General features: G+C 69.3%; 16 protein-coding genes. 10 read left to right on the top strand and 6 right to left on the bottom strand.

Going from position 1 to position 17,102, the window contains the following annotated elements; genetic code table 11:
- Positions 1–63: 63 nt before the first annotated feature.
- The 5 genes from ACQEU1_RS17190 to ACQEU1_RS17170 all read left to right on the top strand — a co-directional run bounded on the left by ACQEU1_RS17190 (position 64) and on the right by ACQEU1_RS17170 (position 6,479).
- Entirely contained in the window at positions 64–624 is a 561-nt protein-coding gene (locus tag ACQEU1_RS17190; protein WP_433202183.1) for a TetR/AcrR family transcriptional regulator, read from the top strand.
- A 78-nt stretch (positions 625–702) separates the two neighbouring features.
- The gene (locus tag ACQEU1_RS17185) at positions 703–1,896 is read left to right on the top strand and encodes a cytochrome P450 (protein ID WP_433202180.1); all 1,194 of its coding nucleotides are present in this window, start codon (positions 703–705) and stop codon (positions 1,894–1,896) included.
- Positions 1,896–2,090, top strand: a complete 195-nt coding sequence (locus ACQEU1_RS17180) for a ferredoxin (protein WP_433202177.1) — start codon at positions 1,896–1,898, stop codon at positions 2,088–2,090. Before ACQEU1_RS17185 ends, ACQEU1_RS17180 begins: the two co-directional genes overlap by 1 nt.
- Positions 2,091–2,398: 308 nt before the next feature.
- Positions 2,399–3,328, top strand: coding sequence for a hypothetical protein (locus ACQEU1_RS17175; protein WP_433202174.1), 930 nt, complete (start codon positions 2,399–2,401; stop codon positions 3,326–3,328).
- 223 nt (positions 3,329–3,551) lie between these two features.
- Complete coding sequence (locus ACQEU1_RS17170) at positions 3,552–6,479, top strand: BTAD domain-containing putative transcriptional regulator (RefSeq protein ID WP_433202171.1); 2,928 nt, start codon at positions 3,552–3,554, stop codon at positions 6,477–6,479.
- Here the strand turns inward: ACQEU1_RS17170 and ACQEU1_RS17165 are convergent.
- The 5 genes from ACQEU1_RS17165 to ACQEU1_RS17145 all read right to left on the bottom strand — a co-directional run bounded on the left by ACQEU1_RS17165 (position 6,476) and on the right by ACQEU1_RS17145 (position 10,996).
- Complete coding sequence (locus ACQEU1_RS17165; protein ID WP_433202168.1) at positions 6,476–7,276, bottom strand: phospholipid scramblase-related protein; 801 nt, start codon at positions 7,274–7,276, stop codon at positions 6,476–6,478. The two genes, ACQEU1_RS17170 and ACQEU1_RS17165, sit on opposite strands and share 4 nt — an antisense overlap.
- Before the next feature lie 81 nt (positions 7,277–7,357).
- Entirely contained in the window at positions 7,358–7,549 is a 192-nt protein-coding gene (locus ACQEU1_RS17160) for a ferredoxin (protein ID WP_382439591.1), read from the bottom strand.
- On the bottom strand, positions 7,546–8,760 hold the full coding sequence (locus tag ACQEU1_RS17155) for a cytochrome P450 (RefSeq protein ID WP_433202165.1): 1,215 nt from the start codon (positions 8,758–8,760) through the stop codon (positions 7,546–7,548). The genes ACQEU1_RS17160 and ACQEU1_RS17155 overlap by 4 nt, the downstream gene beginning before the upstream one ends.
- A complete protein-coding gene (locus ACQEU1_RS17150; protein ID WP_433202162.1) occupies positions 8,757–10,334 on the bottom strand; it encodes an ABC-F family ATP-binding cassette domain-containing protein in 1,578 nt (525 codons plus the stop codon). The genes ACQEU1_RS17155 and ACQEU1_RS17150 overlap by 4 nt, the downstream gene beginning before the upstream one ends.
- A gap of 125 nt (positions 10,335–10,459) precedes the next feature.
- Positions 10,460–10,996 carry a TetR/AcrR family transcriptional regulator gene (locus ACQEU1_RS17145; protein WP_433202159.1) on the bottom strand — a complete coding sequence of 179 codons (537 nt, stop codon included), beginning with the start codon at positions 10,994–10,996 and terminating at the stop codon, positions 10,460–10,462.
- A gap of 73 nt (positions 10,997–11,069) precedes the next feature.
- Here ACQEU1_RS17145 and ACQEU1_RS17140 point away from each other — a divergent pair, with 73 nt between their 5' ends.
- From ACQEU1_RS17140 to ACQEU1_RS17120, 5 genes are all read left to right on the top strand, one after another.
- Complete coding sequence (locus ACQEU1_RS17140) at positions 11,070–12,140, top strand: FAD-dependent monooxygenase (RefSeq protein WP_433202156.1); 1,071 nt, start codon at positions 11,070–11,072, stop codon at positions 12,138–12,140.
- Between the two features lie 182 nt (positions 12,141–12,322).
- On the top strand, positions 12,323–13,498 hold the full coding sequence (locus ACQEU1_RS17135; RefSeq protein ID WP_433202153.1) for a nitric oxide synthase oxygenase: 1,176 nt from the start codon (positions 12,323–12,325) through the stop codon (positions 13,496–13,498).
- Positions 13,499–13,507: 9 nt separating this feature from the next.
- Positions 13,508–14,572, top strand: coding sequence for an APC family permease (locus ACQEU1_RS17130; RefSeq protein ID WP_433211546.1), 1,065 nt, complete (start codon positions 13,508–13,510; stop codon positions 14,570–14,572).
- Between the two features lie 40 nt (positions 14,573–14,612).
- Positions 14,613–15,710: an NAD(P) transhydrogenase subunit alpha gene (locus ACQEU1_RS17125; protein WP_433202150.1), complete on the top strand. Its 1,098-nt coding sequence runs from the start codon at positions 14,613–14,615 to the stop codon at positions 15,708–15,710.
- On the top strand, positions 15,707–15,973 hold the full coding sequence (locus ACQEU1_RS17120) for an NAD(P) transhydrogenase subunit alpha (protein WP_285645206.1): 267 nt from the start codon (positions 15,707–15,709) through the stop codon (positions 15,971–15,973). The genes ACQEU1_RS17125 and ACQEU1_RS17120 overlap by 4 nt, the downstream gene beginning before the upstream one ends.
- On the opposite strand, the gene ACQEU1_RS17115 is transcribed toward ACQEU1_RS17120, so the two are convergent.
- Positions 15,963–17,072, bottom strand: coding sequence for an RNA-guided endonuclease InsQ/TnpB family protein (locus ACQEU1_RS17115; RefSeq protein ID WP_433202147.1), 1,110 nt, complete (start codon positions 17,070–17,072; stop codon positions 15,963–15,965). The genes ACQEU1_RS17120 and ACQEU1_RS17115 overlap by 11 nt on opposite strands.
- Positions 17,073–17,102: the final 30 nt, after the last annotated feature.

The raw sequence follows: 17,102 nt of genomic DNA, 5'->3' as shown, positions 1-17,102 counted from the left end.
CGCTGCTCCGCAGACGGCGGCCCGACGCGAACTCGCGGTTCGACTGACGACGGGAGGTTGGGGTTGGGTCGCACGCCGCTGGACGCGCCGGAGCGTCTGCAGGAGGTCTTCGCCGCCGTCCTCGACGTGCTGGCCGAGGTCGGCTACGCGCGGTTCAACATGGACCTCGTCGCCGGCCGGGCCCGTGCGAGCAAGGCGAGCCTCTACCAGCGCTGGCCCTCCAAGGCGCGGCTCATCACCGACGCGTTGAAAGCGAACCTCCCCCAGCTGCCGCAACCCGACGAGGGCGCGTTCGTCGAGGACGTCCGCCAGATCATCCGGGCGTGGCGCGAGCCGCCGTTCGACACCGCCGGGATCTTCCTGGGCCTGCTCGAGGGCAGCCGGCAGGACCCCGACCTCGCGAGCCTGCGCGAGGAGCACGTCGACCGCGCCTACACCGAGCACCTGCGGGTCGCCGTCGACCGGGCGAAGGCGCGCGGCGAGCTCCCCGACAGCCTCGACACCGAGGTCCTCATCACCGCGCTGATCTCGACGTTCGTGCTGCGTTCGGAGGAGCCGGGCGTCGTCGAGGGCATCGTCGACGGCCTGTTGAGACCGCTCATCAGTACATTTCGGACCAAATAACTCGCCAGACCGTAGTCGTTGCGCTACGTTCGGTCATGGATTCAAAAGAACAGTTCTGTTCTGTTGAGGGGGATGTCCATGACCGAAGCCGCTGTCTGCCCCGTCCCGCACGAGAACCGCGTCCACCCGCTGGGACCGCCCGCGGGCTTCGAGGAGGCCATCAGCGACGGCCCGGTGAAGATGCTCTGGCCCAACGGCGTCGAGGCCTGGGTCGTCAGCAGCTACGCGGGCGTGCGCACGGTGCTCTCCGACCCGCGGTTCAGCGCGAACAAGGACGGCCAGCCCGAGATGCGCACCGAGGGCGAGCAGGTCCTCGGGCGACCTGAGCCCGGCAACATGAACGTGATGGACGGTGCCGAGCACCTGCGGCTGCGCCGGCCGCTCTCCCGGGCGTTCATGGTCAAGCGCCTCAACGAGATGCGCCCGCGCATCCAGGAGATCGTCGACGAGCACCTCGACGCGATGGAACGGGCGGGGGCGCCGGCCGACCTGGTGGCGTCGGTGTGCCTGCCGGTGCCGTCGCTGGTGATCGCCGAGCTGCTCGGCGTGCCGCCGGAGCACCAGGAGCTCTTCCAGGCCACGGCCAGGGAGATGTTCGGCAAGAACGGCTCGCGCGCCGAGTACGAGGCCAAGGCCGAGGAACTGGGCGGGGTGCTGCTCGAGGTCGTGGAGGAGAAGAAGGCGTCGGGCACCACCGACGACCTGATCGGCCTCATGGTCAACGACACCGACTTCCAGATGGACGAGCTGCTGTTCCTCGCCATCGGCCTGCTCGCGGCGGGACACGAGACGACGTCGAACTTCTTCGGCCTGTTCACGCTCACGCTCTTCGAGAAGCCGGACCAGCTGGCGATCCTGCGGCGCGACCCCGGCCGCGCGGACGCCATCGTCGAGGAGCTGATGCGCTACACCGTCGGCAGGCTCGGCGGCGCGGGGCTCGCCCGCAAGGCCCTCGAAGACGTCGAGGTCGACGGCGTCACCATCCGGGAGGGCGAGTGGGTCGCGGTGACGTTCCACGCCAACCTGGACGACGCGCTGTGCCCGCACGCCGGTGAGCTCGACCTGGAGCGCAAGGCCGTGTCGCACCTCGGGTTCGGGTTCGGCCCGCACCAGTGCCTCGGCGCGAACCTGGCTCGCGCGGAGCTGCAGATCCTGCTCCGCACGCTGTTCACCCGGTTCCCGGACGTCCGGCCGGCGATCCCGGTGGCCGAGATGGACTTCCGCGAGGACATGATCACCTACGGCGCGGCGACGATCCCGGTGGTGTGGTGATGGCGGTCCGGATAGACCAGACCGGGTGCATCGGTTCGGGCCAGTGCGTGCTGGCCGCACCGGACGTGTTCGATCAGTCGGATGACGACGGGCGCGGCCTCGTGCTGATCTCCGAGCCGTCCGCCGACCTGCTGCCGGGCGTTCGTGACGCGGTGGACAGGTGCCCGGCCCAGGTGGTCACCCTGGAAGAGTGAATTCAGCGGCCGATCCGGTGCGATGTCGTCACGGGAAATTGATTCAGTCCGACATGCTCAACACCTCGATGGCCCCTTTCCGATCACCACGACCGTCCGAAATCGTAGGCGCGGCCACCACGGCGTTGTGGTGGTCGCGCCGCCATGTTCCGGGAAGGCCGAAAGACCCTTCCCGACCAGGCCGGACAGCGGGATGGTGACGCGGCGCGGTGAGTACCGGCGGTGTGTAACGGGTAGCCGTACAACGGGTGACCGGCGCACGTCAGGAGGGCCCAGCTATGTTCGACGGCGAAGCATTTCCCGCTCGCGTGGACAAAACGGATGTGCGGCACGTGGAAACGCTCACGGGCGCGCTCAGAGCACTGGACCACGAATACGGCGGCGGTGCCTGCCGCGATGCCTGCGTCGCACTGCTGAACTGGGCGAACCCGTTGCTCGACACCGGTTCGTCCGGCAAGGTGCTGCACCGGCTGCAGGTGGCCATCGCGGACCTGCACAACCTGGCCGGCTGGTCGTCGTTCGACATGGGACTGCTGGAGTCCGCGCACCTGCACTTCGGCCGTGCGATGGGCCTCGCGCGCGCGTCGGGCAACAGCGGGTTGGAGGCGAACATCCACTACCGGATGGGTCGCGTGCACCTGCACTACGAGCTGGCCGAGGACGCGCTGGCGTCGTTCCAACGAGGACTGCCGATCGCGCAGGCCAGCGGGTCCACTCTGGCCGTGTCCATCCTGCACGCCAACGAGGCGTGGGCGTTCGCGAAGATGGGCGCGGAAAGGCAGGCGCTGCGCCAGTTCGCGCGGGCCGAGGACGAGTTCGAACGGTCGGTGGCCGAGGACGCGCCGCCGTGGGCGAGGTTCTTCGACCTGGCCGACCTGGTGTCGATCGGCGGCATGGTGCACACCGAGCTCGCGCGCACCTGCGACGTGAAGTACGCGCGGTCGGCGATTCCGCTGCTCACCAGGGCGATCTCGGCGGGCGGCGAGGACGCGTCGCGCAGCCAGTCGTTCCGGCTCGCCGCGCTGGCCGTCAACTACCTGGTGCAGAACGAGGCCGAACACGCGCGTGATGTCGGGGAGCAGGCCATCGCGGTGTCCGGTCCCATCCGTTCCGCCCGCACCCGTGACCGCATGCGCCCGTTGCGGCAGGAAGCGGAACGCCTGCGGGGCAACGAGGCCGCGGACGACCTCGTGTCGCGGCTCGGCAAGTTCATGACCACGTCGCGGGGTGCCGCCTGAGAAAAGGCGCCGCCAGGGCCCGAGGAGAGGTTTGGGCTGTCCGGGCCCCGGCGGCACCGTCTTGGGGGAGTGACGCCCGGCTGGGGGCCGGGGCGCCGCTCCGGTGATCGTCAGCGGCCCGCCCGGGGTGATGGGCCGCTGACCCTTCCTCGTTTGTGAGCATCGCGACCGCCGCTGACATTTCGCTGACACCCGGGGTTACCGGCTGGTTAGGATCGGTCACATGCAGCGCCGGTGGGGGTTCAGGGTTCTCGGGTCGTTGCAGGTCATCGACTCCGGACGGGTCGTGGAGCTGCGTTCCGCCAAGCAACGCGTGCTGCTCGCCGCGTTGCTGATGAAGCCGAACGCGCCGGTGACGTCGTACGAGCTGATGGAACACCTTTGGGGCGACGAGCCTTCAGGTGCGGCTCGCGCGACCTTGCAGACGTACGTCATGCGGTTGAGACAGTCGCTGGACGACCTCGCCGACCGCAAGCTCGTCCGCACGTGGCCGACCGGCTACTCGATCCACCTCGAGGACGACCAGCTCGACCTGCTGACGTTCCAGCGGTTGCGGGCGGAGGCCCGCCGCGCGCCGGACCTCGAGACCGAGGCACGGCTGCTCGGCGAGGCGGCCGCGTTGTGGCGCGGACCGGCCCTGGACCAGGTGTCGTCGTTGCGCATGGAGCAGACCGACGTGCAGCGGCTCAACGAGCAGCGCTGGGAGGTGCTGGAGCGCCGCAACGACGCCGAGCTGCAGCTCGGCCGCCACGACCAGATCGTCGACGAGCTGCGCTCGCTCGTCGCGGAACACCCGCTGCGCGAACGCTTCTGGTTCCAGCTGATGCTCGCCCTGCACCGCACCGGTCAGCAGGCGCAGGCCCTGGACGTGTTCCGGCGCGCGAGCGAGGTGCTCGCCGACGAGCTCGGCATCGACCCGAACGCGGAACTGCGCGCGCTGCACATGGAGGTGCTGGCGGGCTCGTCCGCGCCGGTCGCCGCCGTCCAGGCAGGACCGTCGTGGCTGCCGCCCGCGGTCGGCGACTTCTCGGGTCGTGCCGCGGAGGTCGTGCGGCTCACGGCCGGGCTGCGCGCCGGTGGCACGTGGACGATCACCGGGCCCGGTGGCGTCGGCAAGACCTCGCTGGCGGTGCACTGCGCGCATCTCGTGCGGGACGCGTTCCCGGACGGCCAGCTGTACCTGAACCTGCGCGGTGGAGAGCAGAAGCCCGTCGAACCCGCCGCCGCGCTGGACCGGTTGCTGCGCGGGCTGGGCGTGTCCGGCGGCGCGATCCCGTCCACTGTGGAGGATCGGGTCGACCTGTACCGGGACCTGTTGTCGGACCGGAAGATCCTGGTCGTGCTGGACAACGCGGTGAACGAGGCGCAGGTCCGGCCGTTGCTGCCGGGAACGACGTCGGGCGCGGCGCTGGTGACCTCGCGGGCCGCATTGGCCGGGCTGGAGGCGGCGCACGTCGTGCCGCTGGACGTGCTGCCGTCGACGGACGCGCTGGCGTTGCTGCAGGCCGCCGTCGGCGAGGCCCGCTGTGCGGCCGAACCCGTTGCGGCGCAGCAGATCGTGACGTACTGCGGGAGCCTGCCGCTCGCGTTGCGGGTGGCGGCGGCCCGGCTGGTGGCGCGGCCGCACTGGCAGCTCTCGAAGCTCGCCGGGCGGCTCTCCGACGAACGGCGCCGGTTCGACGAGCTGTCGCTGGGCGACCTCGACGTGCGCGCGTCGCTCGCGCTCAGCTACGACGGGCTGGCCGAGTCGCACCGGACCGCGTTCCGGTTGCTGTCGCTGGTGGACACCCCGGACTTCCCGGCCTGGGTGGCGTCCCCGTTGCTGGGCCTGGATCTCGACGACGCCGAGGACGACGTCGAGGCGCTGGTCGACGCGCGGCTGGTCGACTACGCGGGCCGCGATGCGCTGGGACAGGTGCGTTATCGCCTGCACGACCTGTTGCGCGCGTTCGGCCGTGAGGCGGCCGCGGAAGACCCGGCCGACGCGTTGAAGGCGTTGTTCGAGCAGTGGCTCGACCTCGCGACGCGGGCCGACGTCGAGCTGCCGCACCAGGGGTTGCGGCTCGAACCCCTGGCTCTGGAACGGTTCGACCTCGGCGACGCGGCCGAGTGGTTCGACGCGGAGTGGCAGAACGTCCACGCGGTGATCACGCAGGCCGCGGCGCTGGGACTCGGAACGCTGGCCGCCGAGCTCGCGATCCGGTCGGCCGCGTTCTGCGACCTGAGGGCCCGCTTCGACGACTGGGAGCACATCAACGCGCTCGGCCTGTCCTGCGCGCCCGCCGGCCGCAGGCCGATGCTGGTGCAGCAGCGGGGGATTCTGCGCGCCCGCCTGAACGACTTCGCCGCCGCGTCCGCCGACTTCCAGGCCGCGCAGCAGGGTTTCGTCGAGGCGGGGGACGTCTGGGGCGAGGCCTACGCCTGGTACGGCCTGGGCTGGATGCACGAGTGGTGCGGGCGCTCCGAGGAAGCCCGTGCGGCGCACCGGGAAGCCATGGAACGGTTCGTCGCGGCGAGCAACCCGCACGGCGAGATCGAGGTGCTGTGCTCGCTGGGCGCCATCGAACGCCGTGCCGGTGGGCTGGCCGCGGCGCAGGAGTACCTGGAACGGGCCCGGCGCGTCGCCGGTGAGCTCGGCGACGAGCAGAGCGAGCTGATGGCGACGCTGGAACTGGGGCGGCTGCACCAGTTCACCGGCGAGCTGGACGAGTCCGCGGCGTTCCTGCGGTCGTCCTTGGCCGCCGCGCAGAAGCTCGGCGACCCGGACCTCGCGGCCAACGTCCGGCTGTTCCTCGCGGACACGCTGGTGCGGTCGGGCCAGAACTCGCTGGCCGAGGAACAGCTGCGCAGGGCCTGGGAGTTCTTCGAGGAGCACGACGACCGGCAGGGCCGCATCTGGGTGTGGCGCCTGCGGTCCGGGCTCGCCGCCACGCCCGAGGAGGCGCTGCGGCTGGCCGCGCTCGCGCTGGACCACGCGCGCGACATGGACTCCCCACCCGAGTTCGGCCGTTCGCTGCGCGTGCTCGGCAACGCCCTGGACCGCTCCGGCCGTGCCGAGGAGGCACGGGAGCACTGGCGTCAGGCGGAGGAGACCCTGACGGCGTCCGGGTTCCAGGCGGAGGCCGTCGAACTCCGCCTGGCGACGTCCTAGCCCTGGTTCTGGCTCAGCACCGTGTCGACGGTGACCCCGGAGGCCACGATCATGCTGAGCAACGGGTCCGGCACCGGCCGGTGGAACTGCACCACGTAGTTGTCGGCCGTGGAGAACATGGCCTTGGAGAAGCCCTGCCAGGTCTTGGTGATGCGGGCGACCTCGGTGCCGGTGTGGTCCTGGAGCGAGAAGTTCCAGGCCCGCCAGTTCTCCGCGTAGATGCCGCCGACCTGCGTTCCGTTGCACACGTAGGCGAAGCGGACTTTTCCGAACACGTTCTCCTGCACGATCTCGCCGACCGGCATGCCGTCACCGCGTTCGACCAGGACCTTCGACTTCCACATCGTCGCGGGCCGGGTGATGCGCAGCTGCGGCATCCCGTGCAGGTCGCGGATCTCCAGCCGGACGTCCAGCATCGAGTCCATCTTCGTGAAGGCGCGCAACGCCTTCGCGGCGCCGGACTGCCCGACCTGCTCGACCGTGCCGAGGTGGCGGGCGTGCTGGTCGTAGATGACGTAGGAGTTCGACATCTCGACGAGCTTGGCCTTCTGGTTCACCACCAGGACCGGTTCGCTGAACAGGGTGCCGCCGCCCCCGGAGACCACGCCCTGCACGCCGGCGCGTCGCACCTGCTGGGCCACGCGGTCCTGGCCGGTGCCGCCCATCTGCAGCTCGGTGTGGTGGGCGTCGGCCTGCTCCTGCCGCGGCTGGACGTGCGGCGTCCACTGAACGCCGTCCCACCACCGGACGAACCGCGGGTCGGCGTTGTCCGGGTACCACCCCGGCGCTGTGTTCATGGTGGGAGCGTACGACTTTCAGGGACGCGCTGGCGCCGGGCGACAGGGCACGGTTTTGTCGCCCGGCACGTCTTCAGCGCGTCAGCTGATCGTGATCGCTCCGGCCGGGCAGAGCCCCGCCGCTTCCTTCGCGCCCGCTTCGTGCTCGGCGTCCGGATTCTCCTGCAGCAGCACGACGGTGCCGTCGTCCTCGCTCTGGTCGAACAGGTCCGGGTCGGTCAGAACGCACATTCCCGAACCGCAGCACTTGGTCTGGTCGACGGAAATCCTCATGCCGACCACGCTACTGGCAACGAGTGCACTCCGTAGATCCCCATGTCGGTGCGCAGCGGCACCTCCTCGGGGTCGATGTCGAGCCGGAGGTCCGGGAACTCCTGGAAGAGCTTGGCGAACCCGACCCTCATCTCGATCCGCGCGAGCTGCTGGCCGAGGCACTGGTGGATGCCGTGCCCGAACGCCACGTGCCCGCTCGCCGGCCTGCGCAGGTCGAGCTCCTCCGGGTTGCCGGGGAACCTCTCCGGGTCGCGGTTGGCCGCGGGCACGTGCATCACCACGGTGTCACCGGCCTTGATGAGGTGCCCCTCGATCTCCACGTCCTCGACCGCGGTGCGCGTCGGTCCGAAGTGGATGATCGACAGGTACCGCATCAGCTCCTCGACGGCGTTGTCGACGACGTCCGGCTCGTCCTTGAGGATCTTGAGCTGGTCCGGGTGCTGCAGCAGCGTGAACGTGCCGAGGCCCAGCATGTTCGCCGTGGTCTCGTGCCCGGCGACCAGCAGGAGCAGCGCCATGTTCGCCGCTTCCTCGTCCGTGGGTTCCCCCGTGGCGATGAGGTCGCTGATCATGTCGTCGCCCGGGTTCTCCTTCTTGCGGGCGACCAGTTCGCGCATGAACTCCTGGATGCGCTGGAAGGCCTCCATCGCCTCCTTGAACGACGAGTCGAGGCTCAGCAGCTTCGCGGTGTCGTCCTGGAACCGCGCCTTCTCGTCGTACCCGACGCCGAGCAGCGCGCAGATCACCAGTGACGGCACCGGCATCGCGAACTCCTTGACGAGGTCCGCGCGGCCGTCGAACGTGCGCAGGTGCGCCAGCTGGTCGTCGACGATCTGGCCGATCCACTCGGACAGCTGGTTCATCCGCCGGACGGTGAACTGGCCCTGCAGCATCTTGCGCAGCCGGGTGTGGTCCGGCGGGTCCTGGCTCAGGAACATGCCAGGCTCGGCCTTGCGCTTGTCCTTGTCCTCGGGCAGGTCGCCCTGGAAGCGCACGTCGAGCAGGTGGTGGTTCTCCGGGCGGTTGGTGAACTTCGGGCTCCCCAGGATCTCGCGCACCTGGTGGTGCCCCGTGACCAGCCAGCCGAGGTGGCCGTCCGCGAACTTCAGCCTGCTGACGCGGGCCTGCTCGCGGATGGCCGTGACCTCGGCCGGCGGGTCGAACGGGGTCTGGCGCGTGGTGGGCAGTTTCTCGGAGATCAGTTCGGTCATCTCGCACACCTCCCAGTGCTCAGCAGAGGACCTACTTCCGAAGCTACAGAAGTTTCATGACTCCGTGAAGGTGAATCGAGGGTTACGGACCGCCACGAACCGAAATCTGTCCGCATCCGCCGGTCGTGCGTCGCGACGGCCACCGCGGCCCGCGTCTGGCGCAGGGCTTCGGTCAGCTCGTCGACCAGCGCGATCGACAGGTGGTTGGTCGGTTCGTCCAGCAGCAGCACGTGCGGGGAGCCGCTGAGCAGGATCGCGAGCTCCAGCCGCCGCCGTTGACCGGTGGACAGCCGGGCGACCGGGCGGGCCAGGTCGGTCCCGGTGAGCAGACCGAGCTCCTCGGCTTCCGGGCACAGCTGCCGCGCGGTGGCCTCCTCGTTCTCGAACACCGACTCCTGGGCGAGCAGCGCGACCTTGCCGACGTGGTGCACCGTGCCTTGGGCAGGCGTGATGCGGCCGGCGAGGACGTTCAGCAACGTCGACTTGCCCGCGCCGTTCGGCCCGACGACCAGCAGCTTCTCGCCCGCGCTGAGCGAGATCGGCTCGGTCAGGGTCACCCGCCCGGGTACTTCGAGCGGGGTTGCGTGCAGCAGGTCGCCGCTCGCCTCCAGCTCTGGCGGTGTGAAGCGCAACGGCGGCGGGGGAGCGTCCACCCGTTGGTCGTCCAGCTCCTCCAACCGCCGTGCGACGTTGCGCATCTTGTTCGCCGCACGGGTGCTGCGCTTGTGCTTGAACGCGCCCTTCGGCGGCCGCCAGTTGTCCTTCAGCCGGGACTGGGCGCGTTCGACCTTGCCGGCCAGCTCGTCGTGCTCGGCCTCCTCCTGGGCGAACCGCTGCTCCCACCGTTGGCGTTCGGCGCGTTTCGCCTCCTTGAACGCCCGGTAGCCGCCGCCGTGCAGGTGCACCTCGCCGTCGGGGGTCGGGTCGAGGTCGAGCAGTTGCGTGCAGACGTCGTCCAGCAACGTGCGGTCGTGGCTCACCAGCACCACGACGCCGTGGTGCTGGCGCAGGCGTTCGGTGAGGAACGTCAGCGCGCCCGCGTCGAGGTGGTTGGTCGGTTCGTCGAGCAGCAGGACGTCGGCGCGTTCGGCGAGCAGGCACGCGAGCCGGACCCGGTAGCGCTGGCCCACGCTGAGCCTGGCCAGCTCGGTGGCCTTGTCGTGGTCGGCGTCGAGTGCTTTGAGCGCGATGTCGGCCCGTCGTTCGGCGTCCCACGCCTCGATGCTCTCGGCGTGCGCCAACGCCTCGGTGTAGCGCTGCTCGTCGAACGGCTCGGCCGCACCGTCCAGTTCGGACAGTGCGTCGCGGCTCTCGCGCAGCGCCTCTGACAGCAGGTCCCCCACGGTTTCGCCTTGGTGGAAAGGCATCTCCTGTTGCACCAGGCTCAACGAACCGTGCCGGGTGACAGTTCCCTGGTCCGGGGTCAGGTCGCCGGCCAGCAGGCGGAGGAGGGTGGTCTTGCCGCGGCCGTTCTCGCCGATGATGCCCAGGCGCTGGCCCGCGGAGACGGTGAGCGAGATGCCGTCGACGACGGGCCCGGCCTCATAGCCCTTGGTGAGATCTTGGGTCGTCAAATGAACATGCGAACGCACGGGGATCCTCTTTTGGGTACGCGAAATCAGGACGTGTTGCGCTGCGGCACACGTCCTGGATCAGAGGTAGAAGACCCCGTACCCGAATCCCATGAAACCCACGGTACCTACGGTCGCAACGCCTTTTCGACGGCCTGGCGCAGATCCCGCAGGCTTTCCTCGGTGCCCGGCGCCGGGCCGACCGTGCTGCCGCCGCCGACGAGCCGGTAGAAGAGCAGGCCTTCGAGGAACGCCGTGAAGTGCGCGCCCGCTCGTTCGGGATCCGCGTGGCCCAGCATCTTCGCGAGCGCCGTCGCCTGCTCGCGCGGCGAGTGCGCCATGATCGACTTCAGCTCGGGGTGGTGCGTCGCTTCGAGCATCGCCGCGTACCGGGCGAGCGTGCGGTCGCGTTCGACGAGCCAGCTGTCGAGCGTCTTCGCGATGCTGCCGGCGATGTCGTCCGGGTCGGGGGCGACGTCCAGGCGTTCCTGCTCGGCCAGCCGCGCCACGAACCCCTCGACCAACGCCTTGCGCGTGCGGAAGTACGCGCTGGTCGACCCCTCCGGCAGCCCTGCCTCGCGGTCGACGGCGCGATGGGTGAGGCCGCGCATGCCCTGGGCGGCCACGAGCTTGATCGCGGCGTCGGTGATGAGCTCTCTGCGCACCTGTGGTCCCCATCTCTCTCTACAGCTGTAGTCTACAGGTGTAGAGTCTTCTACATCCGTAGAGGAGGATGCGATGAAGGCGATCGTGGTGGGCGGCGGCATCGGCGGGCTGGCGGCGGCGGTGTCGCTGCGCCGGACCGGCTGGGAGGTCGAGGTCCGCGAACGGGTGGCGGCGTTCGGGGAGATCGGCGCCGGGGTGGGCGTGATGCCGAACGCGATGCGCGCGCTGGAGTGGATGGGCGTGGATGCCGAGATCCGGCGGCTCGGGACGCCTCGGGTGTCGGGTGGCGTGCGGGCTTCCGGCGGGCGCTGGCTGGTGCACCTGCCGGATGTGGGTCAGGAGAAGGTGATCGCGATGCACCGCGCCGACCTGCACGGCGTGCTGCTGCGGGCGTTGCCGTCGTCGGTGCTGTTCAACGACGCCGAGGTGACCCGTTCGGACGAGCTGGACGCGGATCTCGTCGTCGCGGCGGACGGCATCGACAGCCGGTTGCGCGCGGAGCTCTTCCCTGACGCCCCGGCTCCCGAGTACGCGGGGGCGACCGCGTGGCGCGGCGTGGCGCCGGGGCCGTACGACCTGCCGATCTCGCAGACGCTCGGGCCCGGCGGCGAGGCCGGGATCCTGCCGCTCGGGGACGGCCGGGTGTGCTGGTACGTCGCGTGCGTCGCGCCCGCTCGGGCCGACCTCGACCCGGTGGCGTTGTTCGCGGACTGGCACGACCCGTTGCCCGGCCTGGTGTCCTCGACCCCGGACGTGATCCGGCACGACATCTACCAGTTGCCGTTGCTGCCCGCGTTCGTGAAGGGGCGGGTGGCGTTGCTCGGCGACGCGGCGCACGCGATGACGCCGTACCTCGGGCAGGGCGCGTGCATGGCGTTGGAGGACGCCGTGACGCTGGCCGCGGTGAACGGAGATCTCGCCCGGTACGACGCTCTGCGGCGGCCGCGCACCCAGGCGGTGTGGAAGGGTTCCCGGATGGCGGGGAGGTTCGGCATCGAGATGCGGTCGCCGATCGCCTTGGCACTGCGGAACTTCGCGTTCCGCGTGTTGCCACCTTCCTTGGCAATTCAGGGGATGACGCGCTTCTCCACGTGGGAGATACCGCAAGTTCACTCGATCGGGTCGAATCCAGCGGTGAACTGAATCACAGGTCAATGTTTGATTTCGGCGTGATAACGGTCAAGAACCACCCTTTGTCGCGCCCATTGTCACCCAGTTGTAGGATCAAGTAACTGCTGAGCGTGTCGGACGCGGTCCAGTGATCCAGATGGCGTAGCGCGACAGGCGGTTCCTCCTACACGAAAGCGCAACTACGGTGCCTCGCCATGACCCCCGTCCCGACTGATGTGATGCCCCGTTCCCTCACGGCGCTTCCCCCGGCGCAGGTCGAGAACACCGGCGAGATCGACATCGCCGAGGCTGAGGACTTCGTCCGGCAGCACCACGAGGAGCACCCGGAACTCGGTCCGGTCGAAGCCAGGCTGGCCGAGGTGCACGCGGAGATCGCCGCGACCGGCACCTACCGGCACACCACCGAAGAACTGACGTTCGGCGCGCGCGTGGCGTGGCGCAACAGCTCCCGCTGCATCGGGCGTTTGTACTGGCGGAGCTTGAAAGTGCGCGACCAGCGGGAGGTGTCCGCCCCCGCCGACGTGGCGAAGGAGTGCGTCGAACACCTGCGGGTGGCGACGAACAAGGGCAAGATCCGTCCGGTCATCACGATCTTCGCCCCCGCCGAGCCCGGCACGCACGCGCCGTTGATCGTCAACGAGCAGATCATCCGCTACGCGGCCTACCGCGGGTCCGACGGCGGGGTGCTCGGCGACGGCCGCAACCTCGCGCTGACCGACCTCGCGGTGAAGCGCGGCTGGAAGCCACCGGCCACGCGCGGCCCGTTCGACGTCCTGCCGTTGATGGTGACCTGCGAGGGCCAGGAGCCCGCGCTCGTCGAGATCGCCGCCGACGACGTGCTGGAAGTCAAGCTGGCGCACCCCGACTTCCCGTGGCTCGGCGCTCTCGGCGTGAAGTGGCACGCCGTGCCCGCGATCAGCAACATGCGCCTGCGCATCGGCGGCATCGACTACCCGTCGGCGCCGTTCAACGGCTGGTACATGGGCACCGAGATCGGCGCCCGCAACCTCGCCGACTCGGACCGCTACGACCTGCTGCCGTACCTCGCCAAGCGAATGGGCCTGGACATGTCGTCGGAGGCGACGTTGTGGCGCGATCGAGCCCTGGTGGAGCTCAACCGCGCCGTCCTGCACTCGTTCGCGGAGGCCGGGGTCACGATCACGGACCACCACACGGAGTCGAAGCGGTTCCTGACGCACCTGGAGAAGGAGGAGGCGGCCGGACGTTCGTGTCCCGCGGACTGGTCGTGGATCGTGCCACCCGTGTCGGGCGGGCTCACCCCGGTCTACCACCGGTATTACGACTCGGATGAACTGCTGCCGAACTTCTTCCCCGCCGCGAAGCCCTCGGGATGTCCTGTCGCACACTGAGATGTGCAGCTGACCCGCAGTCTCTCGCTCACCGACGCCGTGTTCGTCGGGCTCGGTTCCATGATCGGCGCCGGGGTGTTCGCGGTGTTCGCCCCGGCCGCCGCCGCGGCCGGGTCGGCGTTGCTGGTGAGCTTGGTGATCGCCGGTGTGGTCGCTGCCTGCAACGCGTTGTCGAGCGCGTGGCTCGCAGCCCGTTATCCGCAGTCCGGCGGTACGTACGTCTACGGCCGTGAACGCCTTGGGCGCGTGTGGGGCGATCTGGCCGGATGGGCGTTCGTGCTCGGTAAGACCGCGTCGTGCGCCGCGATGGCGTTGACGGTCGGGGTGTACGCCGGTGCGCCGAAAACCGTTGCGGTGGCGGCGATCGTGGCGTTGACCGTGCTGAACCTGACCGGCGTGCAGAAGTCCGCGCTGGTCACTCGCGTCATCGTTGTTGTTGTCCTGCTCGTGCTTGTTGTTGTGTCGTTCACGGCTCGTGAGGCCGTGCAGCCGGCGGAGTTCCTGCCGTCAGGAATCCTTCCCGCCGCCGCGCTGCTCTTCTTCGCGTTCGCCGGGTACGCGCGCATTGCGACTCTGGGGGAGGAGGTTCGGGACCCCGCGCGCACGATCCCTCGTGCAGTGGTCGTTGCCCTTGCGATCACTCTGGTCGTGTATTCGGCGGTGGCTTTGGTCGCGTTGAACGCGTTGGGCAGCCGTCTGGCCGTGTCGACGCTTGCCGACGTATCGCCTTCTCTGGCGCCTCTCATTCGCGTGGCCGCCTGCCTCGCTGCCTTGGGTTCGTTGCTCTCGTTGCAACTCGGGGTCAGCCGGACCGCGTTGGCGATGGCGCGTGACCGCCGGTTGCCGTCGTTCCTGGCCGATCTCCGTTGGGCGGAAATCGCGACCGGGCTCGTTGCCGTGGCGTTGGTACTCACGGTCGATGTCACGCGTGCGATCGTGTTCAGCTCGTTCTGCGTGCTGCTCTACTACGCGATCGCCAACGCCAGCGCGTGGACGCTCGGTAAGCGGCTCGTACCCGCGATTGGGCTGGCAGGGTGCCTGACCCTCGCCGGTGCGGTGCTCTGGCAACTGTAGATGTGGCCCAGGTCACCTTTGATCGCGTAACGTGCGTACGGTGAAAGTGGGAACCCCCGCAGAGTCGCGGCCCGCCGAGCGCCGAGTCGCCTGCGTACCGGAAACGGTGTCGTCGCTGGTCGACGCTGGACTGACCGTGCACGTACAAGAAGGCGCAGGGCGTCACGCCCACGCCCCCGACGCCGCTTACCGAGCGGCCGGGGCGCACGTGACGCCCGAGGACCCGACGTCGGAATCCGATGTCGTCGTGTCCGTGCAGCCGTTGACCATCGCCCAGGCCTCGTTGCTGAAGCCGGGCGCCATCACCGTGAGCTTCCTGCAGCCAGGCCTCGAACGCGAGCTCCTGGAGGTCTACCGAGACCGCCGGGTCACGTCGTTCAGCTTCGACCTGCTGCCCCGCGTGACCCGTGCCCAGAGCGCGGACGCCCTGTCCTCCCAGGCCCTGGTGGCCGGCTACCGAGCCGTCCTGGTGGCGGCCGAACGCCTGCCGCGCTTCCTCCCGATGTTCACCACCGCCGCCGGCACCGTCCCACCGGCGAAAGTGCTGGTCCTGGGCGCCGGAGTGGCGGGCCTGCAGGCCATCGCCACGGCTCGTCGCCTGGGCGCCGTCGTCGAGGCCTACGACGTCCGCAAGGCCGCGGGCGAGGAGGTCCGCAGCCTCGGCGCCAAGTTCCTCGAACTGGACCTGGAGACCCAGTCCGGCGTCTACGCCTCCGTGCAGTCCGAGGAGTTCCTGGAACGCCAGCGAGAACTCATCGGCAACCACGTCGCCGCGTCCGACGTCGTGATCACCACGGCGGCCATCCCGGGCCGAAAGGCACCCGTCCTGGTCACCACCGACATGCTCAAGGCGATGACGCCGGGCTCGGTCGTGGTCGACCTGGCGGCGGAGTCCGGCGGCAACTACGCGGGATCCGTCGCGGGTTCGGAGATCTGGGTCGGCGACGTGCTCGTGCACGGCGCCATGAACCTGCCGTCGTCCATGCCGGTGCACGCGAGCAAGTTGTACTCGCGCAACGTGCTGAACCTGCTCAAGCTGATGACCGCGGACGGGGTCGTGGCGCCGGACCTGGGCGACGAGGTGCTCGACGGCTGCTGCCTCACCCACGACGGCCAGATCCGCAAGGAGTTGCCGTGATCGACCTGCTGACGATCTTCGTGCTGGCCGTGTTCGTGGGCTTCGAGGTGGTCTCGAAGGTGTCCACGATCCTGCACACGCCCCTGATGTCCGGTGCGAACGCCATCCACGGCGTGATCCTGGTGGGCGCGATCCTGATCACGGGGTCCGCCGAGAGCACGCTCGAGCTCGTTCTCGGTGTGCTGGCGGTGTTCCTGGCCACGGTCAACGTCGTGGGCGGGTTCGTGGTGACGGACCGGATGCTGGAGATGTTCAAAAATTGACCTTTCCCCTTGTCAGCAAGGGGATATCTGCTTCGTCGCCGATCGCCCGCCCGGAGTGTTTCCGTTGAGGTCTTGCACCGGCTCCACAGACTGTCGCCGCCAGCCCGGCGGCCAGGATGTTGCGCGCTGCGTTCACGTCTCGATCATGGGACGTTCCGCAGTCACAGGTCCACACGCGGATCTGCAACGGCATGGTCTTTGCCGGCGTGCCGCAGGCAGAACACAGCTTGGACGACGGGAACCAGCGATCGAGCACGATCACCTTCCGCCCGTACCAAGCAGCCTTGTACTCCAGCATCTCCCGGAACTGCCGCCAGCTCGCGTCACTGATGGACCGGGCGAGACGGTGGTTGCGGACCATGGAGGCCACGTTCAGGTCCTCGATCACAAGCGTTTGGTTCTCACGCACGAGTCGAGTGGTGACCTTGTGCAGATGATCGGCTCGCCGGTCAGCGATCCGAGCGTGGACGCGCCCGACCACGAGGCGAGCCTTCTCCCCGGTCGAGAGCGTCAGCAGGTGGTTCAGGCCCATGTCGATCCCCACCTCGGAGCCGGTGGTGGGAAGCGTCGGCACGTGAGGGTCCTCGCACAGCAAGGACACGAACCAACGGCCGGCCGCGTCCAGCGAGACGGTCACCGAGGACGGCGCCACACCGGCGGGCAACGGCCGGGACCAGCGGACGTTCAGAGGCTCGGACATCTTGGCGAGCGTCAACGCACCGTCACGCCAGCGGAACGCCGAGCGGGTGTACGCGGCGCTGGACCTCGACCTCTTCCTGGACTTGAAACGCGGGTATCGCGCGCGCTTCGCCCAGAAGTGGGAGAACGCCGCTTGCAGATGCCGCAGCGTCTGTTGCAGCGGGACACACGACACCTCGTTGAGGTATGCGAACTCTTCGGTGCGCTTCCAAGCCGTCAGCAGCGCCGACGAGGCTTTGTAGTCGAGCGCGCCCTGGCCCTCGGTCCACGCTTCGGTGCGGGCACGCAGGGCCAGGTTGTAGACCTTGCGGACACAGCCGAACGTGCGCAGCAGTTCTGCTGCCTGCGCCTCGGTCGGATAGAAGCGGTATTTGAAACCCCGCTTCACCTCGCTGCTCACGGTTCTGAACCTAGCGGATGCCGTGCGGCC

It is taken from the genome of Lentzea sp. CA-135723, assembly GCF_050936595.1.
Classification (GTDB): domain Bacteria; phylum Actinomycetota; class Actinomycetes; order Mycobacteriales; family Pseudonocardiaceae; genus Lentzea.
This window is presented reverse-complemented; position numbering and strand designations above follow the sequence as displayed.

Excerpts from the sequence above, each read along its gene's own strand:
- ACQEU1_RS17185 (WP_433202180.1), top strand. The coding sequence starts at position 703 with ATGACCGAAGCCGCTGTCTGCCCCGTCCCGCACGAGAACCGCGTCCAC.
- ACQEU1_RS17180 (WP_433202177.1), top strand. The coding sequence starts at position 1,896 with ATGGCGGTCCGGATAGACCAGACCGGGTGCATCGGTTCGGGCCAGTGC.
- ACQEU1_RS17170 (WP_433202171.1), top strand. The coding sequence starts at position 3,552 with ATGCAGCGCCGGTGGGGGTTCAGGGTTCTCGGGTCGTTGCAGGTCATC.
- ACQEU1_RS17165 (WP_433202168.1), bottom strand. The coding sequence starts at position 7,276 with ATGAACACAGCGCCGGGGTGGTACCCGGACAACGCCGACCCGCGGTTC.
- ACQEU1_RS17160 (WP_382439591.1), bottom strand. The coding sequence starts at position 7,549 with ATGAGGATTTCCGTCGACCAGACCAAGTGCTGCGGTTCGGGAATGTGC.
- ACQEU1_RS17155 (WP_433202165.1), bottom strand. The coding sequence starts at position 8,760 with ATGACCGAACTGATCTCCGAGAAACTGCCCACCACGCGCCAGACCCCG.
- ACQEU1_RS17140 (WP_433202156.1), top strand. The coding sequence starts at position 11,070 with ATGAAGGCGATCGTGGTGGGCGGCGGCATCGGCGGGCTGGCGGCGGCG.
- ACQEU1_RS17135 (WP_433202153.1), top strand. The coding sequence starts at position 12,323 with ATGACCCCCGTCCCGACTGATGTGATGCCCCGTTCCCTCACGGCGCTT.